Here is a 26,720-nt window from a genome sequence, read left to right on the forward strand (position 1 = left end):
GTTGGAGCCTTCTCTCGCGGTCAAGCATGTCCAAGGCCGGCACGAAGCGGCACGGCCGCATCTGGCGAGCAGGAGGCGAAAAAGGGTCAATCCCTGAAGCCGCGCCCGCTTTGTCTCCGCCACAGCTGGCCGACGCTATTTATCACTTCAGCGAGTTCCCAGGGCTTCTCCCATCGCATGATATTCCAGAATCGCCGGGGGATCGCCTCCACGCCATAACCGGTGGCGAGTGCAAACGGGATCTGTCGACGCATCAATTCGTCCGCAACCGGCCACGCGAACTCGTTGCGAAGGTTGACGTCGAGTATCGCCACGTCGAATTCGCCGACAGCAATCTGGTCCTGCGCCTCGCGAACATCACCCACCGGGCCAACGATCTTCGCGCCGTGGGACTTCAACTCCTTGTCCAGCTCGTCAGCCAGAAAGTATTCGTCCTCGATGATGAGAACGCGACATCCATACACGTTAACCAACGAATCGCTTCTGTTTCCCACGACCATTGCCCTCTCGGGCGCATGTCACGCCCTTGATTTGTAGCTTGGAAATCTCAGCAATCGCGTCGTTGCGATCGTTGCGGCCAAGCGTTTGCAACGCTTGCTCATCATCCGCCGCGGCATCCACTGCGGGAGTCGGGGTAACCAATCGACGATGACTCTCGCCACCCCAGCTACAACCAGTGATACTAGTATGCTTACGTTACAGCCATTTGGCCAGAGGTTCCAAGAAATAAATTGGCACTGAGCCAAGATATTTGCCGAGAGTTCCCTGGCCTCACGACCGTGCCGGCAGGGGCATTCCAGCTAATGCAACCGCTCGACCGGGATCAAGGTCTGGCGAAAACAGTAGACCCGCACGGCTCATCCTCCCAGATGAGTTCTCCGCAGTGACACTCGTAAACGCGGACCGTTTTGCCGCTCCGGGGATCAGCGGCTTTGAGGACCAAAGGGGCCCGACCGCCGCAGCGCTTGCATTCAGGGCCGCTCGCGGCGTCCGCGCGGGTTAAGCTAACGGTCATGCAGTGGGGTCTCGGGCGTGTCGGCCGATCCTACGGCGCGAACGCGGGTGCGAATTGATCTGGAACAAGAGAGCTCAACGCCGCGGCACTTGTCGCTCACTTAGGCGCCCGGTAAGCGCGGCAGGCGCGGGCGCAGGTCCGTCCAAATCTGCGCGCTAGAACGCCAACGCCAGTTCCTTCGCGCCGGGCTGGTTGCTGTTGGAGTCCATCCTGGCGTCGGTGACCGCGAGCAGCTTCGCCACCGTGTTGTGGCGGATGGCGACCGGGTTGCGCTCATAACCGCCGCGCTGGAAGAAGTTCGAGGTCGGCACCTGCTCGCGCAGCGCCTGTGGCATCGTCACCATGTCCAGACCAGTGCCGTCGCCGGTGAGATTCATCATCTCGAGCTCGGCCGCGCTGAGCGGGCGGGTGTAGCCCTTGGCCCGCGCGAAGATCACCGACGTCAACAGCTTGTGGGTTTGCAGCATCGGGCCGACGTCGACGTCGAGCACCATCGCGTGCATGGCCCAGCCCTGCGCCGTGTCGCCGATCTTCTCGTGCTGCGACCACTCGTCCGGCACCGAACGCGCATGGGCGACCATGCGCCTGACCACCGCGATCTTGTGGTCCATCGCCTTGCGCGCGGCACCGGTCATATGCGCGGCCTTGTCGTTCAGCGCGCGAAGGAGTTCGTGGCCCTGCTCGGCGAGCAGCTCGACGCTGTTGGTGGTCAGGAGTTGGTTGTAGCCGACCGCGGTCGACGCCGGGCGCGAGCCGTTGCGCACGCCAGACTGCATGTCGTGATTGCCGTTGCCGCCGGTTTCGAAGGAATAGACCCGCACCAGCTGCTCGCGCGTCAGGCCGGCGTGCATGGCATAACGCGCATAGGCGCGCTTGAACTCGACCTCGGCCGCCGGCCGCTGGGGGACGAACTGGTACTGCTCGATCGCGGCTTTCAGGAAATCCGCGATTACGGGAATGTATTTGCGCGGCCGGCGCGGCTCCTCCGGCTCTTCGGAGGGATCCGGGTTTATCGGCCGCTTCGGCCCGGTATAGACCGGCGGGTGGGTCAGAACGTAGTCATCCAGCGTGATCGGCTGACGCTCGCGCCGCTTGGCGTTGCGGCCGCGCCGCCTCTCGGAAATCAGGCTCCAATAGGCGCCCGCTTCCTGCTCGAAGGCTTCCCGAGCCGCCAGATATTCCTTCAGCTTGCGGCGATACTCCGCGATCGCCTGTGGCGAAGCCGCCTGCGCCAGCGCGTCGGCGGTGGAGGGCGGCAACGCGCCGGCGTCCTGCGCCAACGCCTGCTGCGCGATCAGGGCAAGCCCCAGCACGAGGACATTGAGGGAAGCGCGAATCGGTAGGTCGAGCATGACGCCGTTGTAGCAAGCATCGCGCGCAAGTCAGCTTAAAAGCCGCTCACTTCCACGCGAAAACCGGCTGCTCCAGCTCGACGACGCGGGTGTCTCGCCCGGCCAGCACCTCGCGAAACTGGTAAATCAACGCCGCGGTCGGCGCGTGGATCATTTCGTCCGGACCATGAAAGCGGATCACGCGCCGCGTGCTCTCGGGGATGGTGTCGAAGTCGAAAGCGTGTTCGCGTTCGATGGTTTGAAGCGCGATGCGGTGAACGGAGGCGACCTCATGCGGGTTGGGAGTGATCGTGGTCTCGCTGGGGGTCCAGACCACGACCGGCGTGATCAGGTAGCCGGAGCGCGTCGGATAATCGTCGAGCAGGCCGAGCACGGCATCGGGCTCGAGTCGGACGCCGAGCTCCTCGTCGAGTTCGCGCAGCGCCGCATCGACGACCGTCTCGCCGTCATCGCAGCGTCCGCCGGGCAGCGCCCACTGGCCACCATGGGAGCGCAGATGAGACGCGCGCCTGGTCAAAAGCAGCGCGGTCTCGCTCTGCCCTGCTCCGGCGGACGTCAGCGCAATTGCCACCGCCGCGCGTTTGAGCGGCAGTGCCGGACCATCCTCCGACAGGCGCGTGAAGGCCGCGCACAGTGAGGCGATATTCCGCCTGGTGGCATCGCTGAAAGGTCTCATGGCGCTTGACTACACCACGACCGCGCCCGATGAAATGACGCTGATACGCCTTCCCTTCAATGGACGCGGAAATGCCGACCAAGACCACCGCAAAGCTCAAATCCGAGGGTTGGAGGATCGTCGAAACCACGGGCTTCCTGAGCCTGATCGGTCCGCTGTGGGAGCGCGAGGTCGACGGCCGCTACGAGTTCGCGCTGCCTACCGAGGACAAGCACCACAACCGGCGCGGCCGGGTCCAGGGCGGCGTGCTGATGACCTTCGCCGACCGTACCTGCGGCATGACGGCGCGCCACGTCTCGGGCCGGCAGTTCATGGCGACCGTGCAGCTGGACACGCATTTCCTCGAAGCCGGCAATATCGGCGAGATCCTGATCTCGCGGCCACGGGTGGTGCGTGCAACGCGCAGTCTCATCTTCATGAGCACCGAAGTCTTTGTCGCCGACCGCTGCATCGCGATGGCCAACGGCGTGTTCAAGTTCTTGAAGGGCGAGTGACTTTGCAGTCCTTTGTCATTGCGAGGAGCGATAACGACGAAGCAATCTAGACTATCTCCGCGGAGACATTCCTGGATTGCTTCGCTTCGCTCGCAATGACGGAGCATAGTGGATAAGCTCGCCCTCAGACCGCTCGTGAGGAACCCATGCAGTATCGCCAGCTCGGCCGCAGCGGCCTCAAGGTCTCGCCGATCTGCCTCGGCACCATGATGTTCGGCGGACCGACCGACGAGGCAACATCGGTGCGCATCATCGCCAGGGCACGCGAGGCCGGCGTCAACTTCATCGACACCGCGGATGCCTACGCCAAGGGCGCATCGGAAGAGGTCATCGGCCACGCCATCGCCAACCACCGCGATGCGTGGGTACTTGCCACGAAGCTCGCCAATCCCATGGGCGATGATCCCAACCGCAGCGGTCTGTCGCGGCGCTGGGTGCTGCAAGCCGCCGAAGAAAGCCTGAGGCGCCTCGGCACCGACTTCATCGACATCTATTATCTGCACAAGGAAGATCATGCGACGCCGATGGAGGAAACGGTGCGCGCGATCGGCGATCTGATCCGACAGGGCAAGGTGCGCTATTTCGGCCTGTCGAACTACCGCGCCTGGCGCGTGGCGGAGATCTGCAACATCTGCGACCGGCTCGGCATCGACCGTCCCGTGGTGAGCCAGCCCTATTACAACGCTATGAACCGGATGCCGGAGGTCGAGCACTTTCCGGCCTGCGCCTATTACGGCCTGGGCATCGTGCCCTACAGCCCGCTGGCGCGCGGCGTCTTGACCGGCAAGTACCAAGCCGACGCGCCGCCGGACAAGGACACGCGCGCGGGGCGCAACGATACCCGCATGATGCAGACCGAGTGGCGCCCGGAGTCACTGAAGCTCGCGCAGGAGATCAAGCAGCATGCCGAGAAGAAGGGTATCACCGCCGGCCAGTTCGCGGTGGCGTGGGTCCTGAACTCATCCTTCGTCAGCGCCGTCATCGCGGGCCCCCGCACCGAAGAACAGTGGGACGATTACATCCGCGCGCTCGATTATCGCTTCACCGCCGAGGACGAGGCGCTGATCGACCGCCTCGTTGCGCCGGGGCATCCTTCCACGCCGGGCTACAACGATCCGGCCTATCCGATCGAAGGCCGGCGGCCGCGGACGGGCTGATCGAACCATCCTTGTCGACTTGCGTCGAAGCGACGCGCCGGCACGTCGGCGAGCGGTATCGAATGGCCGCAGAACCGTCGTTTCTCGATCTATGAGGCGCGCGGCCGTTGTCGCCTTTGTGAAAATCGCGCTACAAGCAGACAAAGGCTGGGGGGAAATTCCATGACCGACATCGTTTCGCTGGACGCGCTGGTTGCGCGCATCCAGCCGGGCCAATCGCTTGCCATTCCCGTCGAGGGCGTGGCGATGGCAGCCACCGCCGCCCTGCTCGAAGCCGGTATCCGCGACCTAAAGGTCGTGTGCGTGCCGATCAGCGGCATGCAGGCGGACCTTCTCATCGGCGCCGGCGCGGTGTCGGCACTCGAGACCAGCGCCGTTTCTCTTGGTGAGGCCGGTGGCGCTCCGCGCTTCACCGCAGGCGTGCGCAGCGGCGCGTTCGCTTTGCACGATTCCACCTGCCCCGCGATCCTCGCCGGCCTGCTCGCCGGACAGAAGGGCGTGCCCTTCATGCCGATCGCCGGCATCATCGGCAGCGATCTCCTGCGGGTGCGGCCCGACTGGAAGGTGATCGACAGTCCGGTCGGGGAGCTGCGCAAGGTGGTGGTCGTGCCGGCGATCACGCCGGACGTGACACTGTTTCACGCCCCCGAAGCCGACCGCGCCGGCAACATCCGCATCGGCCGCCGACGCGAACTCGCCGAGATGGCCTATGCCGCCAAACGCGCGCTGGTCACCGTCGAGCGCATCGTCGATCGCAACCTGCTCGAGACCGAGGATGCGGCAGCGGCCGTGTTGCCCTCGCTCTATGTCGACGCGGTCGCCGTCGCCCCGCGCGGCGCCTGGCCGATGTCATTGTGGGACGAATATCCCGGCGATGATGCGGAAGTCGCGCGCTATGCCGCGATGGCACGCACCGAGGAAGGTTTCCGCGCCTATCTGTCCGGCTTTCTCACCCGGCGCAAGCAGGTGGCGTAAACGCAGATGGCAAGCGAGCTCGAGAGAAAAGAGATCCTCATCACCGCCATCGCCGACCTGCTCGACGGCATCCGCCATGTCGCGGTCGGCGCCTCTTCGCCGATTCCGGCGGCCGGCGCCATGCTGCTGCGCGCGCGCAACGAGGCGGCGGGCAAGCCGCCGGTCCGCATCTCGGTGCTGGGATCGCAGAAGCACAACTTCTTCACCAATGGCGCGGTCGAGATCTTCGACTGCGCCGCGCAGGGCCGCATCGACGCCTTCTTTCTCGGCGGCGGTCAGATCGACGGCGCGGGCAACATCAACCTGGTCGGCATCGGCGAATATCCGAGGACGGACGTGCGTTGGCCGGGCTCGTTCGGCTCGGCCTATCTCTATCACCTCGTTCCGCGCGTCATCCTGTTCCGCGAGGAGCACTCCTCGCGCGTGTTCGTTCCCAAGGTCGATTTCGTCAGCGCCAAGGCGACGACGCCGGAAGTCGCCCGCCGCGGCGGGCCGCATGCGCTCTTGACCAACATGGCGCTTTTCGATTTCGACCGCGAAGCTGGCTGCTTCCGCTTGCGCTCGGTGCACCCCGGCTTCAGCTCCGCCGACATCAGGGCCAATACCGGCTTCGACTATGAACAGCCCGCGACGGTGCCGACCACGCCTGGCCCGGACGCCGCGACGCAGTCCCTGATCCGCGGGCGAATCCTGGACGAGCTCGCCGAGTCGTACCCGGCCTTTGCCCGGACGATGAAGCAGGCCGCCTGATCAACAGCGCAGCCCGCCCTCTGCCACGAAAAAAACATCGCGATCCGGCTACTGGGGAACCTATAAAGGCGCTGCGGGTTTCCCGCTGGGGCAGGCCGGGCGAATCCGGAAGGGCGGGCTATGTGCTTCGCACAAACAGCGGATCCCAGCCAGTTCATGATGCGAAACGCCGGCCCGTGCCCGGTGGCCCGAGCCCAATGATGCGCATCTATTGGCAAGTCCTGCCCCTTGCCTTCATTGCCCTGGCAGTGCCGGCGCTGGCCGGGCCATCCTCCCCGGCACCGGCCGGACTCGACCCGGCCCTGCCCGTCGCCGCGCAGGCCGAGCGGCAGGAGCTCTATATCGACCTCCTCGCGCTGATGTCGGGCAAGTGCCCGACGCTGAAGGTCGCGGGGCGCGAGTTCGGCTGCAAGGCGGTGGCCTATGCCCATAGCGGGAAAGGCCGGGTCAATTTCGCCGTCGCGATCGACGACCCCGGCGACGACAGCCACGTCGTCTCCTTCTCGGGGGAGAACGGCAAGCGGTCGGACGACAATTCCTACGAGCTGCCGATCGACCGGATGCTGCCGTACTCCAAGCACCGTCCCAGGGTGGACGGCCTGCCGGTGCCTTCCGAGGAAACGTCGACCGGCGTGTGCCGGCAGTTCGGGAATTTCGCCGCCCGGCAGGTCTCGAGCATCACCTGCTCGGCAACCGACAGCAACGGCCACAAGTACGAGCTCCTGTTCGAGTCCGACGGCTCGCCGGTCAGCGTCCGACGCGTGCGGCAATCGGCGCCGACGATTTCGGATCCGTTCAAGTGAGGCGCAGCCGCCTTCAGGCAAGCGCCTTTTCGATCACGCAGCTCTTACCGAGGTCAGGAATTTGTCGACCTCGATCTTGAGACGGTTGCTGTCCGCCGCGAGCGACTTCGCCGAAGCAAGCACTCGCGCCGAGGCAGAGCCCGTCTCCGTCGCGCCACGCTGAACGTCAACGATGTTCGAGGATACCTCCTGCGTGCCGACCGCCGCATGCTGCACGTTGCGGGCGATCTCCTGGGTGGCCGCGCCCTGTTCTTCGACGGCTGCCGCAATGGTCGACGAAATCTCGGACAGTTTCTCGATGACGTCGCTGATTTCCTTGATGGCGCCGACGGACTCCTTGGTGGCGGCCTGAATGCCGGTAATCTGCTGTCCGATCTCGGTCGTCGCCTTGCCGGTCTGCTCGGCCAACGCCTTGACTTCGGAAGCAACCACCGCGAATCCGCGCCCGGCCTCTCCGGCGCGGGCCGCCTCGATCGTCGCATTGAGGGCCAGCAAATTGGTCTCTTCGGCAATGTTGTCGATCAGCTCAATGACGTCACCTATGCGGGCGGCCGACCTGGAGAGCTCTGCGACCTTATCGTTGGTCTTGCGGGCCTGCCCGACCGCATCTGCCGCAATGCGCGCGGATTCCTGCACCTGGCGGCTGATCTCGCCGACGGACGACGAAAGCTCCTCCGTGGCGCCGGCCACGGACTGAACGTTGGTGGTTGCCTCTTCCGAGGCCTCCGCCACAGCCGTAGAGCGCTTCTGCGCCTGTTCGGCGGTCGTCGCGAGCGTGCTCGCGGCGGTTTCCAGCTCGGTCGATGCAGAAGAGACCGTTTTGACGATTTCCCCGATCATCGTCTCGAAACTGCGCGTGATCGCATCGACACGACGGCCGCGCTCGATCTTCGCTTCGGCGTCGCGGGTAGCCGCCTCATTGGCCTCCTTCTTCGCGATGAGCTCCTCCTTGAAGATCTGCAGCGCGTCGGCCATCGTCCCGATCTCGGTCTTGTCTCCCCGGTGCGGAACTTCAACGTCAAGATCGCCCCTGCCAAGCGCCTGCATCGGCATCACGATCGAGCTGATTCCGCGCGAGACATCCCTGACGATGAAGAGACCGGCAATGAATCCGCAAACCAGCGCCAGGAGCACAACGCCGGCCATGAGCGCGATCCCAAGCGTAAATCCGTTCGCCGCCTTCTTCGTCTCGGTATCGGATCCGGCGTTGCTGAGGTCGATACCCTTCTGGAGGACCTCGTCCAGCGCGCTCGCCGCCGGACCGGCTGCGACCAGATAGTCCCTGGCTTCAGTGGCCGCCCCGCCGGCAGCCTTGCGCGACAGGTCGAGGGCGTCCGTCGCAACGCGGACGTAGTCGCCCCACTGATCCGACCACTCTTTGTAGATATCTTTCTCTTCCGGCGAGGATAACAGGGCCTCGTAGACCTTGCGACGGCCGTCGATCTTCTCGATCGCCGCCTTCACCGCCTCGTCGGCGGCCGCCTTGTCCTCCGCGCTCTCAGCCAGCAAGTGATCGCGCAACGCTACACGGTAAGTTGCCATCTCGGCTCTAATTTCGCCGAGAACACGCACGCGCGGCAGCCACTCCTGGGCTATCTCCACCGTATGCGCATTGGTTATCTGGATGCCCCTGATCGCAAGCCCGCCCATGCCGGCCACGACAAACAGCAGCAACGCGATGGCGCTCGTGATTTTCGCGCGGATCGACCATTTGGACAGCATCGAAGCCTCTCGTTCCTCGGCGGGCAACAGCGGATCTCTGGTCCGGATCAATCAGCTAAATCAGAAACGCATTTCCACGCCACGCAGCACGTCGACCGAGCCGTCGGCGGGCAAGGCCCGACCACGCTGAAATCATCCCTAACGAGACAGGCTCAATTTCACGGATTTGGCTTAACAAGACCTTTCGCCGCCGAATGCCGCTGCAGACAAATCGATTTAAACGGGCAGCATTTGCAAATCAGTATCAACGCGCGAGTCGGATCCGGTCTCGGCAGGCACCGGAAAGACCCGTCCCGGGAGGCGGAGACCGCTGCCATCAGGGGGGCGTCAATTCCGCCGGCAGGATCGCAAGGCAACCCATTCGAACATTCGGCGGCCGAAGGTGCCTGCGAGGCCAACGAACATGGCTGCCGTCCCGACATTCCACATCAGGATCATCAGCGAGGCATCGATGGTGTGAAACAGCGACAGCGCCGTCGCGGTGATCGCGGCAATAGCGAGGCTGCCCATCAAGGCAACGGCGGTCGGACGGAGGGAAGCGGAGTAGCGCAGCATCACCAGCATCGTGAGCGACAATGGCAGGCTGGTCAGCACCAGCGTCGCAAAGCAACGCGCCGCCTCCCCCGGGCTCATTCCCTCGGGGCCGATGGCGATCCAGTCGGTGAGGCACTGGTAACCGATGTTCAAGAGCCAGATGGCAAGTGCCGGCGCCGGCAGAAGCAGCCACAACCGCGACCGGTCGGGGAGGCTGACCATGAAGGCGGCGATGGCTGCCAGGATGGCGGTAAGGACCGCGCCCAGCATGCGCAGGGCAAACGCCGGCTCGCGCAACCGCTCGACAAGGTCCGGGCGAATCCCCTGATTGACGGCCAGCAGCGCCAGAATGATGGCTGCAAGCAGCAGCCAGCCTGCGGCCCGAAACGCCGGAGGCCGCAGCCGCCGCACCGGCGTCATGCGCGTGGCCAGCGATGCAATGAGGTCGGGTGTCGTGATCATGGCTCGCTCCGGTCGAGCAGCATCTTGCGAAGGCTCTTCATGGCTCGGTGAACGTTGACCTTGAGAGATGCGATCGAAACCCCGCTCACGGCCGCGGCCTCCTTCAATGACATCTCCTTGATCTTGAGCAGGCGCAGCGCCTGCTGCTGCATCGGAGGAAGATCGTTGATCGCTTTCGCCAATTCGTGGCGGTCCGGACTGTGGTCGAGGTGTGCTTCCGGCGCGGAAACGGCCTCATGATCTAGCGTCAGGGTGATCTCGCGGTTTTTCCTGCGGCCCTGGCGACGCAATCGGTCGATGAGGCGGCGATTGGCGATCGTTGCCAGCCACGGGCCGAAGGGGCGGGCCGGATCGTAGGTCTGCCGGATGGAATGGATGGTCAGCAATATGTCCTGCACGGCGTCTTCGATGTCATGCGGATCGCGGTGTCGACGCGCCGCGAGCGAACGCAGATAGGGTGTGACCTCCTGCAACACCCGGAGGTAGGCGGCACGGTCACCATCCTGAGCGCGGGCCATGAGAATGGTCCAGTCGAGGTCGCGCGCTGAAGGCGCCACCTCGTGCGCCCCTGGCCTCTCGTCGCTATCCACGAGTCTCAAGGGCGTCGCGCGGCGATTACGATCGCGGATCATCGACCACAGCCTCCGCCCCCGGCTCGCGCCCGAGCAGCCATGCCCGTGCCGGGCCATTTCACCATCTCGCCACCCTCAAATACCGTTATGCGCCCGGTTCGCCTGTGCTTCATCAGGGACGCCCTCGCGTCTCACGCGGCCGGCCTCTGACAGTTAATTCGTCGGAGGGGGCACGAAAGTTACGCCTAAGCTGCAAAATTCGACGGCATCGGCACTCCGCTCACGAACAGGCCTCGAGCCGGCTGTCGAGCCAGGCGACGTGCTGGTGAAGTGAAATATCGAGCGAGGACGTGATGTCCAGGCGCCGGTCCTCGAACACGTCTACCCCCGGATGCAATCTCCGCCAGCGCTCGACGGCGGCATCGCGCTCGATGAGCAGGTGTTCGATGTGCGGCCTGAACAGCACGAGCATGGCGGTGAGCCAGCGGTTCAGGAGGGGGGATGGCTCGTCGAGTTCAAGGACAAAGCCATCGAGCATGGCGATGACGTCCGGCGCCCGGTACCAGGTTTCCGCGGTCACCCAGCGGTTGGTCGTGAACAGCCGCTCCGGCATGCCCGACGGCGTCATTGAAATCGCAACGAGATGCGACATCGGCTCGCCGCCGGCTTCGCCTGTTTGCGCGCCGACATCGACGGGCCGAATTCCCGGCGGCATGCCCTTCACCCGCATGAAAGTGTGAAAATGAGCGTAGTCCGGCCGATCACGACCTTCCGGCGAATGCGCGTGAAGGAAGTAGTGCGCATGGGACAGCGGATCCCGCGCGTCATTTGCCGGATAATGATCCCACTCGGTGAAACTATCGCTGCCGCGCAAGGCTTCCATGACGAGATTGCTCTTCTGCTCGTGAAGCGCGTGGATGCAATCGACCGCAATGACCGCGGCATCCGCCATGCGCGCAAGCACTTCGCGCGAGAGCCGCGCGCTTCCCGGGAGTGTCTCCCCAGCGGTTGTTTTTGTCATGGCGCCTCCGTCGAATGAGCTCACTCTTCAAAACGATCAGCATTTGTCGGCGCGAAGCGACGAAGCAATCCAGCATCTCTACGCGAGAAACAGTCTGGATTGCTTCGCTTCGCTCGCAATGACGAAATCGGCCGCGTGCTATTTCTTCGGCGCGCAGGGATTGCCGGCCTTGGGCGCGCAGGGATTGGACGCCTTCGTGGTCTTCGGCGCGCACGGGTTGGCGGCACCGGCCTTGGGCGCACAGGGATTCGTTTTCTGCGCTGCCGCCGGAAGCGGAGCCGCGGCGATCATGCCGCCGATCGCGGCAATCGAGCCGAGCGTCTTGAGTGATTGCTTGAGCGTAGCCATCCAGGTCTCCTTTGGTTTGGAAAAATCGACGAGGTCACAACCGCGTCGTCACGGTCGCCAGCCAGTCCGGCATGGCGCGTGTCAGGGAAGCCTCGACGATCTTGTCGATGCCGGTGAGCACAATGGCTCCGATGAAGATGAAGGCCGCGCCGACCAGCGGCTTGCCGATCTGTGAAAGACGAGCCATGCCGTCGCGCCGCGCCAAAATGGCATGTCTCGAGCCGTAGGCCAGCGCGAGCATCGGCGTTGCGGCGCCAAGGCCAAAGCTGACCATGGTCGTAGTCGCACTCGCGATGTTGCTGCCCTGCGCGGCGAGCCCAACCGCGGCTCCCAGCGTCGGACCCGAGCACGGCGACCAGATCACTCCGAGCAGCGCGCCGGTGACGAACTGGCCGGCCAGTCCCGACGGCTGCAAGCGGTCGAGCAGAAGCTGCCCCCTCGTTGCAACCGGCGCCGCGAGCGTTGCCAGGCCGCCCTGATAGGCCGGCACCAGCAGGACGATCCCCATCGCCACCATCAGAGCCGCGATTGCGAGGCGCAGCACCGAAGCATCGATGCCGATGTTGAAGCCGACCGTCGCGAGCACGATTCCGACGACTGCGAAGGAACTCGACAATCCCGCGGCCAGCGCCAAGGGTCCCCACCGATGGCGCTCGATCGCGCCAAACAGCACGATGGGCAGGATCGGCAGCACGCAAGGCGACAGCGTCGACAATGCGCCCGCGGCGTAGCCGAGGCCCAGGCTGGGAAGACCGGCCATGCTCAGAACGCCCTGGCGATCAAGGCGCGAATGGCTGAAGGATCGGTGTCGCCCGTGGAGCGCGCGACTTCCTTGGCACCACGGAAGACGATCAAAGTGCTCTGGTACTGGACACGGAAGCGCTTCAACACGTCCTTCGCCGTGTCGAAGTCGACTTCGTAGACGACGAGACTCGGCTTCTCCTGGCCGATCTGCTCAATGACGGGCCGCTGCTGCCTGCAGGTCGGGCACCAGGATGCGGTTATGTCCACGAGGATCGCCTTGTCCGCGGCCTGAGCAGATTGAAATGCCTTGGCGTCGAACGGCTGGCCCGCCCGCGCAAATGGAGACAGCAACAAGGCCGCGGCAACCGCCATGGCGAGGTAGATCCGGGGAATCATGTTTCATCTCTCCGTCGATGCTGCACAGGCTCGAAGGCCTCACCGCAAACAGTTCGTTCGGAGAATGGGAAAGGTTACAGGGGATGCCACGGAGAACAACAAAAGCTTCGATCGGCCGCCGCCAGCTGTCCTTCCGGAATATACTTCCGGGTAACGCGCATTGACATAGGTCAGCGCGTTCGGCCCTTTGTCGGAGCATGTTCCTGGTCTCGCCCGCCACGACGACCGATCCATCCTCTTGCCAATCGCACATTCAAGCGGGGATATGCAGCGACACCGAAAGCCCGCCTTGTCAGCTCTGCGCCGCAGTCTCGCCGCGGCGTGCCTGGCGTTGCTGGCGCTGGTCATGCAGGTCGCCGCCACAGCCAGCCATCTGGCGATGCAGGCGGCAACCGTTGGCGAGCCCACCCTCGCTCTCGACCAGATCGGCCTGCTCTCTCTCTGTATTCAGGGCGACGAGGCGTTGCCGCCTCATGATGAAGGGGGATTGCCGAAGAAGACGGTGTCGCCCTGCGTCGTCTGTCAGGCCGTCAAGGTCGCGGCACACGGGATGGCACCTTTGCCGCCCGTCCATATCCCGCCGGTCGAGCCGACCCGAGCGCCGACCTTGGCCGAAGTCGATAGGGGCATCATATCCAGGCTTCTCCTGCGCTACGGCGTCACGCGCGGGCCGCCATCTTCCTTCTTCGCCTGACATCGCGCACCGACCCGTCGCTCCGGCGGTGGGGTCGACCTATCTTGTCATTCAGAAGACGGAAGCTAACCCATGACCGACATCATCAACCGCCGCGCCTTAATGGCGGCCGGCGCCATGACCGCGCTGTTCGCGACTTCGCCCGCCCGGAGCGAAGACAAGCCGCTGTCTCCCGTGCAGTGGACCGATCAATTCGGCCTCATCAAGGATCTGCCCAAGGACAAGGATCCCCTGACGGACGAACTGAAGAAATATCCGCGCTGCCGCTATTGCGGCATGGAACGGGCAAAGTTCACCCATTCCCGCCATCTGATCGTCTATGAGGACGATGCGATCGACGGTACCTGCTCGCTGCACTGCGCCGCCATCGGGCTTTCCATCAACATGGATCGCGGCCCCAAGGCCATCTATGCCGGCGATGCCGGCACCGAGGCGCAGTTGAAGCCGCTCGTCAACGTGGACAAGGCGACCTATGTAGTCGATCCCTCCAAGCCCGGCGTCATGACCAAGGTCTCCGTCCTCGCCTACGCCGACAAGGCCAAAGCCGAGGCGGTCGCCAAGGCAAGTCCCCAAGCGGAGGCGATCGCCTTCGACGCTGCGCTACGCAAGGCCTACCTGTTGATGGCCGATGACACGATCATGCTGCGTCAGCGTCGCAGCGAAATCCGCAAAAAGATGTAAGGCAAACGCCGAACGAACGCACCGCCCTCTCTCCCTGAGAAGCGCCGTTGCGCCGCGCAGGGCGAGGGGGCGAAGCTCCAGGCTTCCGCCGGGAAGGACCTTCGATGAAGAGGACCACTCGTCCAAGTCGCCGTGCGATGCTCGCAGGGCTTGCCGCATTCGCTTGCACGGGCGCCGAAGCTACGCCCGTCAAGCTGCCGGCACCGGGACCGCGCGATACTTGCCCGGTCTGTGGCATGTTCGTCGCCCCCTATCGCTACTGGATCGCTACCGTACTCTTCAAGGACGGCCAATCGGTGCACTTCGACGGCGCCAAGGATCTCTACAAATACCTGACCGACATGGCGAGATGGGCGGGTGGGCGCAAAGCGCCCGAGATCGCAACGATCGGTGTCACCTCCTACTACGACACGGCGATGATTGATGCTGCGAACGCAGTCTACGTCATCGGATCCGACGTGCTGGGCCCGATGGGCCACGAACTTGTGCCTCACGAGACGACAGAGGATGCCGAAGAATTCCTGCGCGACCACAAGGGCAAGCGCATGGTGAAGGCTTCCGACATAACGGCGACGCTGCTCGCCGCCCTGGATGATGGTCGATTCGAATGAAACCGCGCGGCTCGACTTTGGCCTTGGTGGTTTGGGGCGGACTTGCGCTTGCATTCGCCGGATGCCTCGCGGGAGCCGCGTGCGGCCAATGCAACGATGCTACCACCCGCGAACTCGCCTCGCATCTCGCACTGACGGATATCACGCTTCTGAACGAGGCCCGCTATACCCGCAATCCGGCCCTTGCTGATCTCCATTCCGCCTTCCAGGACGGACCGGGAAGTCTCGACCACTTCCCCGCGGGATCCATCCTGGCTCCGTCACGTACCGGTCCCGGCTGCAGGCTGGAGGTGATTGATCCGTGACTGCGCTTTCCCGAACCCGGTACTTCCTCGACTTCGCCGTTTCCTCGCTGTTGCGCCGCAGGTGGCGAACCCTCAGCCTCATCCTCGTCTATTCGTGCATCGTCGCCCTTCTCGGCTCGGTCCTTCTCTTCGGGACCGCGCTTCGCCGCGAAGCGGCGACCCAGCTTTCAACCGGCCCGGATATCGTGGTTCAGTCAATGATCATGGGCCGCCACGACATGCTCCGCGCAGCCGATCTAGACGCCTTGAGGGGGCTTCGCGGGCTGAGGCGGGGCGAAGCTCGCCTCTGGGGCTATCTCTACGACAGCTCCGCCGCAGCCAACTACACGCTGATGGCAAATGCCGACACCGCACCTGGCGAGGCGCTAGTAGGTGAAGGCGTTGCGAGGGCGAGAAAGCTCGAGCCCGGCAAGCTCCTCTTCCTCGTATCCCCGGCGGGCAAGTTCCTGAAAGTCAGGGTCAAGTCGGTCATCGCCCCAAAGTCCGCCCTGATCTCTTCCGATCTGGTACTCCTGAATGAAGCCGACCTGCGTGCGTTCTTCTCCGTTGCTCCCGACCTCTACACTGATCTGGCGCTCTTCGTGGCGAACCCGCGCGAGGTGGCGACGATCGCCCAAAAGGGCGCCATCCGTCTGCCGGGCCGCCGCTTCGTCACGCGCGAGGACCTCACCCGATCGTACGAGTCCCTCTTCAGTTGGCGCGAGGGGCTGGTTTTGGTGATCCTCGCTGGCGCGGTGATTGCCTTCGCGATCTTCGCCTTCGACAAGGCGTCCGGCCTTTCCAGCGAAGAGCGGCGCGAGATCGGCATCCTGAAGGCCGTCGGATGGGACACCTCGCACATCATTGCCCAGAAGCTGATCGAAGGCGGACTTGTCTCGGGCACGTCCTTTCTCATCGGCTTCATCCTTGCCTATGCCCACGTCTTCCTGTTCCGCGCGGTCCTCTTCGAGCCGGTGCTAACAGGCTGGTCCACACTCTATCCCCGCTTCCGCCTCACTCAGGAAATCGACGGGTTGCAGGTCACCTCGCTCGCGCTGCTCACGATCCTGCCCTACGTCGCGGCCATCCTGGTGCCCGTCTGGCGCACCGCTTCAGCCGACCCGGACGAGGTGATGCGATGATCGAGCTTTGCGCCGTCACCAAGACCTACAACGCTGGCAGGCCGAACGAGGTGGTCGCCCTGGGGGCGACCGACCTTACGATTTCCGACAAAGCCCTGACCGTGTTCGCCGGCCCGAGCGGATCGGGCAAGACGACGCTCATCACGATCGTCGGCTGCCTGGCCCGTCCCACCTCGGGACGGGTCGTCCTGAACGGCGAAGCGGTCTCCGGCCTCCCGCAACGGTTCCTGACCGAGGTGCGTCGTCGCACCTTCGGATTCGTATTCCAGCGCTTCAATCTGGTGCGGGGAATTTCTGCGATCGAGAACGTGATGCTGCCCGCTTATCCGATCGGCACGCCGCATGCTCGTCTCAAGACCCGCGCGATGGAGCTGCTATCGAGCTTCGGCATGGCTCATCGGGCTCACTTCAATGTCGAGATCCTGTCGGGAGGCGAGGTGCAGCGCGTCGCCATCGCCCGCGCCCTCGTCAACGACCCGGAGGTCATCATTGCCGACGAGCCGACCGCCAGCCTCGATGGTGAAAGAGTGGCGCATTTCCTGGCCATCGCAGCCGATCTCAAGGCGCGGGGAAAGACCGTTATCGTCACCAGCCACGACCCGCGTGTCACCGGTGCGGCCACTGTCGACCGCCTGGTGACGCTCGCCGACGGGCGGCCCGCGGATGCAACACCATGATCGCGCATCCGCCCGTTCTTGCGCTGGTTCTGGCATCTACTCTCTCCGCGCTGGTGATGGTGCCGACCTTCGTTTTCGCGCTGAGACTGCTCGCGCGCTGGGACCCTTCCTCCGGAAACGAGGAGCAGCTCAAGCTCGAAAAGACGACCTATCTCGTCTCGACGCTCGTCGCCTTCGTTGCTGTCGTCGAACTGGCCTCGCTTGCCGCCTTCGCATTCAATGCCGACCGCATGGCGGTGCTTTTCGTCGGAGCGATGTGTGCCGTCGGCACGCTGAACGCCAGTTCCTACGGTTTCCCGACGCTCGTTGCCAAGATCGCAGTCTTTTTCGCCGCCTTCGTCTGGCTTGTCCTGGACCGGACCGACAACAAGGGCCGCGACTACCCCTTCATCTTGCAGAAGTACTGGGGAATCCTCCTCCTCGCCCTGCTGGTCGTGCTCGATGCCGCCCTGCAGCTCGCCTATTTCCTCGATCTGAAGGCCTCCACCATCACCTCCTGCTGCGGCAAGCTGTTCGGCGATGCTGGATTGGGAGCGGGGGCCGAGCTTGCCGGCATCGAGCCCAGGCTCGCGCTCGTCCTCCTCTTCGGCGGATTGGCGATCACCATCGCATTGTCCTTCGGCACCGCCCGGTCCAGACTCATGGGCCGTCTCCTTGGCCTTGCCAGTCCGGCCATGTTCGCGATCGCAATTGCCGGCGTGATATCGGTCATCTCGGTTCATGTTTACGAGCAGCCGCACCACCATTGCCCCTTCTGCCTCCTGAAGAGGGAGTACGGATTTTTCGGCTTCCTGCTCTACATCCCGCTGTTTGCCGCCACCGGGTCGGGCATGGCCGCGGGCCTGCTGTCAGCACTACCTGCAAGACAGAGCCTGTCCGACGTCCTGCCACCGCTGCTGGGCAGGCTGAGCATCCTGACGATCTCCGGCTTCGCACTGTTCGGCGGCCTGTCGCTGTGGAAGATCATGGCGTCGCGGCTGACCTTGATGTGACGGCAGGGGCCACGGCCTCGACACCCACCGGTGCGGCCCAAACGGTTCGCGGCCGATCTCGGTCGCGACCGATGCTTACGGTAGCCGCCCGCCTTCGAGGCGAAATTGCCAGCCGGCGCCGGTTGTCGACTTCTCGAGACGGTCCCGCACCCGCGCGTAGTCGATCTCGCCGCCACCACCCGGCGAGATGTCCTTGCGCGCGCCCGACCGTTTCCAGCCGCTCACCGTCTCCACCTCTACCGTCAAGGTCGGCGGCGGCAGCCCCCAGGATGTTTCCGTCGCCGCTTCGCGAAACACGACGGCATGTTCTGCTTCGACCAGACGCAACGACATCCGATAGACGAGTTTGCGCCCGCCGAGAAACCACTTGGCCTTGATGGCCTCGTTCTCGCCCTCGAGGCCGTCCTCGCCGTCCTCGGTGAGGCCCAAGCCAATTTCGGCAGCGCTGGTTTGAAGCTGTGCCTTCAGTTGCGACTTGTTCAATGCCATGGCGTGACCCTCACTGCCCGGCCTGCTCAAGGGGTTAGGCCCATCAATACCTATTCCGGCGCCCCCCGCATTGCGAGGGATCAACCGTGGTGGCGCACCGGCGTCTCATTCGAAGCCGCCGCTTTTCTTCTTGTGATGGCAGGCCCATAATCGCACGACGTTTCGACAGGATGCCCTGCACACATGTGTCCCGCGCTGACAACCCTCACACCACCGCACGTCGCGACTGAAGCCTTCACGGACGCGGGTGCGGCGGTCGATCGCCTCGAAGAGATCTACGAGCGCAACACCCAATTCCTGCGCGACCGCTTCGAGGCCTATGCCAACGGCGAGGCGTTCACGACGCGCGTGCGCGCCACCTATCCGGTCGTACGTATCACGACCTCGAACTACGTCCGGCTCGATTCGCGCCTTTCCTACGGTTTTGTCGCAAGGCCCGGCGTGCATGAGACCAGCATCACCCGGCCGGATCTTTTCCGGACCTATCTTACCGAGCAGATCGGGCTGTTGATCCAAAATCACGGCGTTGCGGTTGAAGTCGGCTTGTCGAACGAGCCGATCCCCATTCATTTCGCCTATCGTCGGGACATCAACGTTGAATCGGCCGTCTCCGCCGGCTCCAGCCCGATCCTCAGGCGATCATTGCGGGATGTGTTCGACACGCCCGATCCCGCCATGATGGACGATGCGATCGCCGACGGCACGCTCGAGCTGCCGCCTGGAACGCCCGAGCCGCTCTCCCTGTTCCGTGCGACGCGCATCGATTACTCGCTGCGCCGGCTCTATCACTACACCGGCACCGATCCGGAGCACTTCCAGAATTTCGTGATTTTCACGAACTACCAGTTCTACGTCGATGCATTTGTGCAGTTGTGTCAGGAGCGGCTCGCCTCGGGTCAAATCGGTCCCGAAGCTTTCGTCGGCCCCGGCAATGTCGTGGTGCGCAGCGCCCGTCTTGGAGGCGGCACGCGTGGGGTTGGCCCCGAGCGCACTCCGCAGATGCCGGCTTTTCATCTCGTCCAGCCGGGCTATCGAGGCACTACCCTGATCAACATCGGGACCGGTCCGTCGAATGCCCGCAACATCACCGACCATGTCGCCGTGCTGCGGCCGCATGCCTGGCTGATGCTGGGGCATTGCGCGGGCCTGAGAAGCACGCAGCGGCTTGGCGATTACGTCCTCGCCCATGGTTACGTACGCGAGGACCACGTGCTCGACCGCGAGCTGCCGCTCTGGGTGCCGATACCGGCACTGGCCGAGATGCAGGTCGCACTCGAGGAGGCGGTCGGCGAAATCACCGGGCTCACGGGTTTCGAACTGAAGCACCTGATGCGCACCGGAACCGTTGCGAGCGTCGACAACCGCAATTGGGAGATCGGGGGCCCCGCAATCATCCAACGCCTGTCGCAGTCGCGCGCCATCGCCCTCGACATGGAGTCGGCGGCGATCGCCGCCAACGGCTTTCGCTTCCGCGTTCCCTACGGCACCCTGCTGTGCGTATCGGACAAGCCTCTTCATGGCGAAATCAAGCTCGCCGGCATGGCCAGCGAATTCTATCGGCAGCGCGTCGGCCAGCATCTCCAGATCGGCCTGAACGCGCTCGAAAAGCTCAAGGACCAGGAATCCGAACGCCTGCATTCGCGCAAGCTGCGAAGTTTCGCCGAAGTGGCGTTTCAGTAGACCGGCCGCCGCGCCGTGATGGTCTCCCTGCGTCATCTTCCCCCTGTAAAGAGCGTCGATAATTGCGGATCCGATGACCGCCGACGAAAACCACCGCCGAAATGATCACCGCTTCTGCCGCGCGGTTCGCGAGTTCCACTTCACAAATCTCAACACATCACCGCCGCGCGATGGACAAGCCGCAACCGCGATTTCAGCGCAAAGGTGAACGAGGTTTGCAGTTCGATTCATGTTCAAAGGCACGGGGTTATCGATCATGTTGAGTGCAGACGGCGACAAACCGACCGGAAAGTCCGGGCAGCGGAACCGCAAGACCGGACAGCGGAGCCGCAAATCCGGCCAGCAGCAGAGCCCCAGTCCGGATGCATCGCAGGGCGCCAGCGCGGACCAACTGCAGAGCATCACCCCGGAGCCATCGCAGGGCGACCAGGCGCAGATCAGCGAACCGATGAGCGAGCAGATCAGCGCACCGACGGCCTCGGGTGAAAATACCCCGGCTGAGACGACGAACACCGAGGGCGCTCCAGTCGCCTTGGCCGCGCCGCCGGAAACCGTCCCGGTCAGCCTGCAGACCATCGCGAATGCCTACGGCGACTACAGCAGGAAGTCGCTCGAACAGACCAAGTCCTTTTTCGAGCAGATCGCGGGCGTGCGGTCGCTCGACAAGGCTCTTGAGCTTCAGGCCGATTTCGTCAGGCAGGCTTGCGACACGTTCGTGGCCGACGCGCACAAGATCCGTGAGCTCCACAAGGAACTGGGCAGACAGAATCTGCAGCGTCTGGAGGGCCTGGTGCCCGGGATGCCCAAAGCGCGCTGATCCAGTGCACCGAGGTTGCAGGAGGGGTTGAACGAAATGAAACCCATCACGCGGAAGAAGATGGGTTTCGCTGCGCTCTACCCATCCTGCGCGCTGTTGCCCGGGTATGACGACTGAGGATTTGTCGCGCTCCTGCATCCGCATCGTCGTTGCGAGCGGAGCGAAGCAATCCAGAATGTCTTCGCTGCGGCAGTCTGGATTGCTTCGTCGCTTCGCTCCTCGCAATGACGCAATTGCCAATTCCTCATCCTGAAGGAGCGCGAAGCGCGTCTCGAAGGATGACGGCCCCCGCTGGTGCCCCTCGCCCTTCGAGACGCCGCGCAAGCGCGGCTCCTCAGGGGTGAGGGTTAGACATTGTCGCTCGCGGTAACATTCGTACAATTCGCAAACACGACTTCGCGTTCTCGCGGCATGTTCTGCCCGAGGTTTGCTGCACTTTCCCGCCCGCTTCAATGAAGAGGGCGCAGGGAAGGCCGGGTGCCGGCTGGCACCCGCGGTCCGTGCGCAAGACGCACACGGCTTGGACCACAGTGCAGCCGGAGCAACCCGGCCTTCCCTGCGCGGATGGTTTTAACGGCTTATGTCGTGATCTCCCCGGTGAGACGAGCTCTATTGCCACCGTCGCCGCGCGGATATTCAGCACCTCACACCCGGTCGGGGTGAGCGCCTCCGCGGACTTGACGCCAGCTTCGGGCGCCAGGACCACACGATTTAGCCGTCCGCGCACGTCCCCGCCCGGCGTTCGAGGGCTGGCGTGTGCTCACCCTCGAAGCCTTAAGCGAAGACGCTTTCAGCGCCGTTCGTCCCCGCGAAAGCCTTGCTCACGGACTTGAGGCCCGCCCTGCAACGCTCCTCGCGCACGACGCAGTCGCGTCCACCGCATCCCAACCCGCGCTTCTGACGACTCGCGAACCGCCCCTCGTATCGGGTGAGACAGATCGCATATACGCCAATTCCGAATTCTGGAAAAGCGAAATATTTTCGTCGACCGGGCTTGACAGGTTTTGCGGTGATTTGCCTGTCGAGCATGGTGCACCGCGGAGCGGATACTTGTCGCGTCAGGCGTCAGGGATTCCACCCGCCGCTGCCGTAGGAGCGCGTCATGACCTCGAGCAGATGGCCGCTTGGATCTTCGAAATAGAGGCCCCGTCCGTTGTCGTGACGATTGATCTCACCCTTCTTGGTGCGGCCCGGATCGGCCCAGTAGGCCAGTCCGCGCTCCCGAAGGCGCGCGAAGATCTGGTCAAACTCCGCTTCGCTCACCAGGAAAGCATAGTGCTGTTTCCTGATGTCCTCTTCGGCGTCCATGAAATCAACGTTGACGCCGTTGGCCGTTGCGACGACCTGGAAGGGGCCCCATTTTCGCGGCGGCTCCAGGTTCAGGATGTCGGCAAGAAACGTGGCAGAAGCCTTGCTGTCGCGCGACCAGACGATGGTATGGTTGAATTCGACGCTCATGCTCCACCTCCTTGGTTGCCATGGTCGGGATAGCGGTTCAGGAGCCCCCGACAGCCGCCATGCACAGCCGCCACTCAAAGCATCGCGCACTCGGAACCGTTTGCCTGACGGTCCTTGCTACGAAAGCAACGAGAGCAGCCGCTGCGAAATCAGGAAATGGGATCGGTGGCGCCCATGCATCAGGACCACATCACCGTGTTCAGGAAAATGTGTTTGCGGAGGATGGCCCGATCAACCCGGTGGCGGGTGTAATTCGAATTCTGCTTGCCCCAGGCTTTGGCTTCAAGACAGCAGCGATGGAGGCCCTTTGGCGCCCAGTACCGGACGAGTGTGGCTGCGTGCCGCGCAGAAGATGAACATCAAGAATCGCGCTCAACATCGTGGCGCCGTTCAATTCTGAACAACCATTCAGGCACCTGTCGGATTCTTAATGTCGCGCGCTGGAACAGGCCGATCGCGTTTCCGTTATCATCCCACACAAGTGGAACTCGGAGTAATGGGGAGTAATGGAATGAAGAACTTGGTTGTTGCGGTGGCTGTGGGCGCCGCGGCGCTCGCCGGTGGATCTGCGGCGAACGCGGCGACGATCGACAGCAAGGCGAAGCCGGGCATGCAAGCCAGCGAATCGACGGACTTCAGTTCGCACAGACGGCATGGTTACCGGCATGGCTATTACCGGCCCTACAGGAGCTACGGCGGCTACTACCGGCCCTACAGGAGCTACGGCTACTACAACCGGCCATACGGCGGCTACTATGGTGGTGGACCGTATGGATATTATGGCGGAGGACCGGGGATCAGCTTCAGCTTCGGCAGCGGCGGCTACCGCTGGTAAACAACGACGACAAAGGAGCCCGCAGCGATGCGGGCTTTTTCTTTGGCCGCGTTCTATTCGGCGACCCGCCCGCGCGCCTGTTGGGCCGTCAGCAAGGCATCAACGCATCCTGCACACTTCGGGCGACCTGCGCCCGCGGCAAGGTCATCAGACCGCGGCGCTGGCGATTTCGTCGGGCAGTCCGAGGAATGAACGGACCAGCCTGAGGACCTCATCAGGCTTGTCGTGATGAAGCCAGTGCCCTGCACCCGACACGGTTTCTGCTCGCGCCTGTTTGAAATAGTTCGCCACTCCCCTGGCTTCGGCATCGCCGAGAAAGCTCTCGTTCGCACTCAGCAGCAGCGTGGGGCAGGTGATGCGTGACCACAGCGCAAAATGATCTTCCGGCCAGAGCCGGTGGGGCGCCATTGCCCGCTGGTATGGATCGAATTTCCAGCTGTAGGTCCCGTCCGCGTTTTGCCTGACGCCATGATTGGCGAGATGCAGGGCCAGTTCGGGGGTCAGGCGCTTGTTGTGCGCCGACATTTGCGCGGCCGCTTCCGCGACGGTGCGATAGCAGCGAGGCTTTCGCTCTTCGAGTCCGTCGAGCTGGGAAATCCACTTCGCAATACGTTCGTGCGTCGGCGCCTTCTGCGTATTCGGGGAGACGACTACACCGTCAAGAACGACCAGACTCGACACCTTGTCCGGGAAGGTGCCTGCGAAGGCAAGCCCAATCATGCCGCCCATCGAGTGGCCGACCATTGCAGCTTCGTTCGCTCCGGTGAGGCGCACCAAACGCGCCAGGTCGTAGACGTATTCGGGCAGGCTGTAGCTGCCGCCGTTCGTCCACTCCGAGTCTCCGTGACCACGAAGGTCGGGCGCCAGCACGTGATAGTGACGCCGCAGCGATCGGGCGATCAGGTCCCAGCTACGGCAATGATCGCGACCACCATGGATCAGTATCAGGGGCGGCGCTGCATCGTTACCCCAGTCGGCATAATGCAAATGCAAGCCTTGGGATTCGTAGTATCGACTTTGCGGACCGGGCATTGGTGCAATGACTCAGTTTCGTATGGGCGCGATTCGGGTGCATACCGACTAAAACCACCCTATCAACGGATCATGCGCTCGGGCCAGAGCCGAAGTCCGCTTCGGTCAGCTCGCAGGATGGGTTGAACGAAGTGAAACCCATCACCTGGGTTCGCTTGGCTCGACCCACCCCACGGTCATGAGAAGCAGCTCAGTGGGGGCCGCATCACAGGCGGGCCGGAGATCCGGCCCGCCTGCGCGACCTCAAGCGGTCACGAGGAAATCCGCGGCGTCAAACTCGTTCGGAAGGCGACCCAGGAATAGCACCTGACTGCCCCCACCGAGAGCAAGGGTGGCGCCCGAAGGTGCCGCGCTCAGATTGTCCAGCGGGTCGAATTCGGCGCCAAAGCCATCCAACACCACGAGGTCCTGCGTTACGTCGAAGTCGACGATGAGATCATTGCCTGGTTCAGACTCGCGAAAGACAAACTGATCAGCCCCACCGAAACCGGCGAGGTTGTCGTCGCCGGGGCCGCCTTCGATCGTATCATCGGCATTGCCGCCGATGATGGTGTCATTGCCGCCGTCTCCGAACAGGCGGTCGGGCGCGTGGTCCGCCAACTGCTGGTTGGCGACCGCCCGGATGAGGTCGTCACCCGCACCCCCAAAGATCGTGTCGGCGGCAACGTCGCCGCCGCGCAGCGTGTCATTCCCGGCGCCCCCAAACACGACATCGCCCGTAGGGTCGTTCCAGGCGATGAAGTCATCGCCGGCACCGCCGAAGACCGTATCCTTTCCGGCCATGCCGCCAACCGTGTCGTTGCCGCGACCGCCGAAAACCAGGTCATCGCCGGCGCCCGTATTGATATCGTCGTCTCCCTTGCCGCCCCTGATAATGTCGTCGCCGGCGCCACCTTCAAGTCTGTCGTTCCCGGCAAGGCCGCGGATGATATCATTGCCGCCGAGCCCGGGAAGAAAATCGTCGCCCTGCGTTCCGACGACGACGTTGTCGTTGTCATCTGCGATCGCGATCAACTGACCCCGGATCTCGCCTCCTTGGAATTGATTGGTATGGACGTTGAAATAGATTGGGATCTCCGATCCCACCGGAGCCGAGCCGAATTCGTCGGCGAAGTTGGTGATTGAAACGCTGGCGGGGTCCGTCGTCTCCCATCGACCACTTACCGTCCAGGAGCCATCCGCATTCAGGGCGATGTTGAGATCATCGCCGTCCTGGGCGGGGTTGATCTGCCCGAAGACAACGGGCCCGTTTGCTCCCCGCACTTGATTGTGAAAATGCGTGGAGGTGACGTCGTCCAGGGGCGACGGCGTCTGGGCGGGACCACCCGTAACGGGGCCATAATCGACCCCCTCGATTTGAAACGTATAGCTCGCGGCAACTTCCGTGCTGTCAAAGATGACGGTGCCGAGACCGCTTGCAGTCGAGTTGTTCGGGGGGACTTCCTGAGTGCCTTCGAGAACCACGCGGAACGCTGTGGACATGCGAGCCTCCTGTGCTCTTTGCTCAGCAGGTCTTGGCGGCCAGCGATGCCGGCGTGCAGGCGTGGCAGGTGTTGTACCCGGCTCGGGCCGGCATGGATCAGGCGCCGCGTCGCTCCGCTTCGACTATCGCGGAATCGGCGCGCTATCCTTCTCGCTGCATTTCGGCCGAGGACAAGGGATCGCTGGATCGCGCCAACCTGGGTTCCCCGCCGTAGACCATCGACTGGGCGTTATTGTGATTTGCTTGTTGCGATCGACGCATTGTGATCGAGGCCATCTTCGGATGCCGAAGCTGAAATTGCGCTCGGCTCCAACTTCCGTGTGCATCTCGATCGCGCCTGTCCTTGGTACCATCAGTTCCGATCGCCATGTCGGCTCGAGCAGATGTGGAACTTCAGGAGGGCTTTCGCGCCCCCGCAGCTAACCCCCTCGCCGCAGCCGTCAGCGATCCGAATGTGAAGATGGTCGCGATCCATCCGATTGGCGCCAGGAGAGGCGACATGATCTTCCCGCCCTGTTGGCCCGACGAGCCCGATTTCGTTCGGCCATCTCTTGCCGACCTGCTGAAGGCGGGCACGCCGTCATTTGACAAACGAAGGGAGCGACCGCCGCGCGTTTCGCGCAGCAGTGAACGAATCGGACCCCATCACGCGGACGTGGTGGGTGGCATGGCTCGACCCACCCCAACGAACCATGGTCATGAGAAGCAGTCTCAGTGGTGCCGCATCGCAGCCGAAAGGGTCCAGAACAGCTCTCGAAAGTGAACCTGCACGCCGCCGGGCGCGACCCTGTAGCGGGGGTGCGGAGCCGTCTCAGCGCCGCGCA

29 protein-coding genes are annotated in these 26,720 nt (G+C 63.6%); 15 read left to right on the forward strand and 14 right to left on the reverse strand.

Features of this window, described 5'->3' with window-relative positions:
• Positions 1–86: 86 nt before the first annotated feature.
• The 3 genes from HY852_RS17030 to HY852_RS17040 form a co-directional block, all read right to left on the reverse strand.
• Positions 87–500 (reverse strand): response regulator, encoded by a 414-nt coding sequence (locus HY852_RS17030; RefSeq protein ID WP_291605947.1) that lies wholly within the window; start codon positions 498–500, stop codon positions 87–89.
• A gap of 670 nt (positions 501–1,170) precedes the next feature.
• On the reverse strand, positions 1,171–2,367 hold the full coding sequence (locus tag HY852_RS17035) for a hypothetical protein (protein WP_291605948.1): 1,197 nt from the start codon (positions 2,365–2,367) through the stop codon (positions 1,171–1,173).
• A 46-nt stretch (positions 2,368–2,413) separates the two neighbouring features.
• Positions 2,414–3,043, reverse strand: coding sequence for a CoA pyrophosphatase (locus HY852_RS17040; RefSeq protein ID WP_291605949.1), 630 nt, complete (start codon positions 3,041–3,043; stop codon positions 2,414–2,416).
• A 59-nt stretch (positions 3,044–3,102) separates the two neighbouring features.
• On the opposite strand from HY852_RS17040, the gene HY852_RS17045 reads away from it, so the two are divergent.
• From HY852_RS17045 to HY852_RS17065, 5 genes are all read left to right on the forward strand, one after another.
• Positions 3,103–3,537, forward strand: a complete 435-nt coding sequence (locus HY852_RS17045) for a PaaI family thioesterase (protein ID WP_291605950.1) — start codon at positions 3,103–3,105, stop codon at positions 3,535–3,537.
• A gap of 146 nt (positions 3,538–3,683) precedes the next feature.
• Positions 3,684–4,694: an aldo/keto reductase gene (locus tag HY852_RS17050; RefSeq protein WP_291605951.1), complete on the forward strand. Its 1,011-nt coding sequence runs from the start codon at positions 3,684–3,686 to the stop codon at positions 4,692–4,694.
• Between the two features lie 162 nt (positions 4,695–4,856).
• A complete protein-coding gene (locus tag HY852_RS17055) occupies positions 4,857–5,669 on the forward strand; it encodes a CoA transferase subunit A (protein WP_291605952.1) in 813 nt (270 codons plus the stop codon).
• Between the two features lie 6 nt (positions 5,670–5,675).
• Entirely contained in the window at positions 5,676–6,419 is a 744-nt protein-coding gene (locus HY852_RS17060) for a CoA-transferase (RefSeq protein WP_291605953.1), read from the forward strand.
• Between the two features lie 200 nt (positions 6,420–6,619).
• The gene (locus HY852_RS17065; RefSeq protein ID WP_291605954.1) at positions 6,620–7,222 is read left to right on the forward strand and encodes a hypothetical protein; all 603 of its coding nucleotides are present in this window, start codon (positions 6,620–6,622) and stop codon (positions 7,220–7,222) included.
• A 33-nt stretch (positions 7,223–7,255) separates the two neighbouring features.
• Here the strand turns inward: HY852_RS17065 and HY852_RS17070 are convergent, their stop codons facing one another.
• From HY852_RS17070 to HY852_RS17100, 7 genes are all read right to left on the reverse strand, one after another.
• Positions 7,256–8,944: a methyl-accepting chemotaxis protein gene (locus tag HY852_RS17070; RefSeq protein WP_291605955.1), complete on the reverse strand. Its 1,689-nt coding sequence runs from the start codon at positions 8,942–8,944 to the stop codon at positions 7,256–7,258.
• Positions 8,945–9,271: 327 nt separating this feature from the next.
• Positions 9,272–9,940 (reverse strand): NrsF family protein, encoded by a 669-nt coding sequence (locus HY852_RS17075; RefSeq protein ID WP_291605956.1) that lies wholly within the window; start codon positions 9,938–9,940, stop codon positions 9,272–9,274.
• Entirely contained in the window at positions 9,937–10,572 is a 636-nt protein-coding gene (locus HY852_RS17080) for a sigma-70 family RNA polymerase sigma factor (protein WP_291605957.1), read from the reverse strand. Before HY852_RS17080 ends, HY852_RS17075 begins: the two co-directional genes overlap by 4 nt.
• Before the next feature lie 220 nt (positions 10,573–10,792).
• Positions 10,793–11,533: a hypothetical protein gene (locus HY852_RS17085; protein ID WP_291605958.1), complete on the reverse strand. Its 741-nt coding sequence runs from the start codon at positions 11,531–11,533 to the stop codon at positions 10,793–10,795.
• Positions 11,534–11,671: 138 nt separating this feature from the next.
• Positions 11,672–11,881 carry a hypothetical protein gene (locus tag HY852_RS17090; RefSeq protein ID WP_291605959.1) on the reverse strand — a complete coding sequence of 70 codons (210 nt, stop codon included), beginning with the start codon at positions 11,879–11,881 and terminating at the stop codon, positions 11,672–11,674.
• Between the two features lie 34 nt (positions 11,882–11,915).
• The gene (locus HY852_RS17095) at positions 11,916–12,641 is read right to left on the reverse strand and encodes a cytochrome c biogenesis CcdA family protein (protein WP_291605960.1); all 726 of its coding nucleotides are present in this window, start codon (positions 12,639–12,641) and stop codon (positions 11,916–11,918) included.
• A 2-nt stretch (positions 12,642–12,643) separates the two neighbouring features.
• Complete coding sequence (locus HY852_RS17100) at positions 12,644–13,021, reverse strand: thioredoxin family protein (protein ID WP_291605961.1); 378 nt, start codon at positions 13,019–13,021, stop codon at positions 12,644–12,646.
• A 289-nt stretch (positions 13,022–13,310) separates the two neighbouring features.
• Here HY852_RS17100 and HY852_RS17105 point away from each other — a divergent pair, with 289 nt between their 5' ends.
• From HY852_RS17105 to HY852_RS17135, 7 genes are all read left to right on the forward strand, one after another.
• Entirely contained in the window at positions 13,311–13,715 is a 405-nt protein-coding gene (locus tag HY852_RS17105; RefSeq protein WP_291605962.1) for a hypothetical protein, read from the forward strand.
• A 72-nt stretch (positions 13,716–13,787) separates the two neighbouring features.
• Positions 13,788–14,396 (forward strand): nitrous oxide reductase accessory protein NosL, encoded by a 609-nt coding sequence (locus tag HY852_RS17110; RefSeq protein ID WP_291605963.1) that lies wholly within the window; start codon positions 13,788–13,790, stop codon positions 14,394–14,396.
• A gap of 104 nt (positions 14,397–14,500) precedes the next feature.
• On the forward strand, positions 14,501–15,007 hold the full coding sequence (locus tag HY852_RS17115) for a nitrous oxide reductase accessory protein NosL (RefSeq protein WP_291605964.1): 507 nt from the start codon (positions 14,501–14,503) through the stop codon (positions 15,005–15,007).
• Positions 15,004–15,312 (forward strand): hypothetical protein, encoded by a 309-nt coding sequence (locus HY852_RS17120; protein WP_291605965.1) that lies wholly within the window; start codon positions 15,004–15,006, stop codon positions 15,310–15,312. The genes HY852_RS17115 and HY852_RS17120 overlap by 4 nt, the downstream gene beginning before the upstream one ends.
• Positions 15,309–16,433: an FtsX-like permease family protein gene (locus HY852_RS17125; RefSeq protein WP_291605966.1), complete on the forward strand. Its 1,125-nt coding sequence runs from the start codon at positions 15,309–15,311 to the stop codon at positions 16,431–16,433. The genes HY852_RS17120 and HY852_RS17125 overlap by 4 nt, the downstream gene beginning before the upstream one ends.
• Positions 16,430–17,110: an ABC transporter ATP-binding protein gene (locus tag HY852_RS17130; protein ID WP_291605967.1), complete on the forward strand. Its 681-nt coding sequence runs from the start codon at positions 16,430–16,432 to the stop codon at positions 17,108–17,110. Before HY852_RS17125 ends, HY852_RS17130 begins: the two co-directional genes overlap by 4 nt.
• Positions 17,107–18,102 carry a hypothetical protein gene (locus HY852_RS17135; RefSeq protein WP_291605968.1) on the forward strand — a complete coding sequence of 332 codons (996 nt, stop codon included), beginning with the start codon at positions 17,107–17,109 and terminating at the stop codon, positions 18,100–18,102. Before HY852_RS17130 ends, HY852_RS17135 begins: the two co-directional genes overlap by 4 nt.
• A 75-nt stretch (positions 18,103–18,177) precedes the next feature.
• On the opposite strand, the gene HY852_RS17140 is transcribed toward HY852_RS17135, so the two are convergent.
• On the reverse strand, positions 18,178–18,591 hold the full coding sequence (locus HY852_RS17140) for a hypothetical protein (RefSeq protein WP_291605969.1): 414 nt from the start codon (positions 18,589–18,591) through the stop codon (positions 18,178–18,180).
• A gap of 183 nt (positions 18,592–18,774) precedes the next feature.
• On the opposite strand from HY852_RS17140, the gene HY852_RS17145 reads away from it, so the two are divergent.
• Positions 18,775–20,271 (forward strand): AMP nucleosidase, encoded by a 1,497-nt coding sequence (locus tag HY852_RS17145; RefSeq protein WP_291605970.1) that lies wholly within the window; start codon positions 18,775–18,777, stop codon positions 20,269–20,271.
• A 229-nt stretch (positions 20,272–20,500) separates the two neighbouring features.
• Positions 20,501–21,088 (forward strand): phasin family protein, encoded by a 588-nt coding sequence (locus tag HY852_RS17150; protein WP_291605971.1) that lies wholly within the window; start codon positions 20,501–20,503, stop codon positions 21,086–21,088.
• Between the two features lie 1,065 nt (positions 21,089–22,153).
• Here the strand turns inward: HY852_RS17150 and HY852_RS17155 are convergent.
• On the reverse strand, positions 22,154–22,546 hold the full coding sequence (locus HY852_RS17155) for a VOC family protein (protein ID WP_291605972.1): 393 nt from the start codon (positions 22,544–22,546) through the stop codon (positions 22,154–22,156).
• Positions 22,547–23,057: 511 nt separating this feature from the next.
• On the opposite strand from HY852_RS17155, the gene HY852_RS17160 reads away from it, so the two are divergent.
• The gene (locus tag HY852_RS17160; protein ID WP_291605973.1) at positions 23,058–23,381 is read left to right on the forward strand and encodes a hypothetical protein; all 324 of its coding nucleotides are present in this window, start codon (positions 23,058–23,060) and stop codon (positions 23,379–23,381) included.
• A gap of 147 nt (positions 23,382–23,528) precedes the next feature.
• On the opposite strand, the gene HY852_RS17165 is transcribed toward HY852_RS17160, so the two are convergent.
• Both HY852_RS17165 and HY852_RS17170 read right to left on the reverse strand, forming a co-directional pair.
• Positions 23,529–24,413 carry an alpha/beta hydrolase gene (locus HY852_RS17165; protein WP_291605974.1) on the reverse strand — a complete coding sequence of 295 codons (885 nt, stop codon included), beginning with the start codon at positions 24,411–24,413 and terminating at the stop codon, positions 23,529–23,531.
• 243 nt (positions 24,414–24,656) lie between these two features.
• Positions 24,657–25,895 carry a CHRD domain-containing protein gene (locus HY852_RS17170; RefSeq protein ID WP_291605975.1) on the reverse strand — a complete coding sequence of 413 codons (1,239 nt, stop codon included), beginning with the start codon at positions 25,893–25,895 and terminating at the stop codon, positions 24,657–24,659.
• Positions 25,896–26,720 lie beyond the last annotated feature (825 nt).

This window comes from Bradyrhizobium sp., assembly GCF_016213215.1.
GTDB lineage: Bacteria > Pseudomonadota > Alphaproteobacteria > Rhizobiales > Xanthobacteraceae > Bradyrhizobium.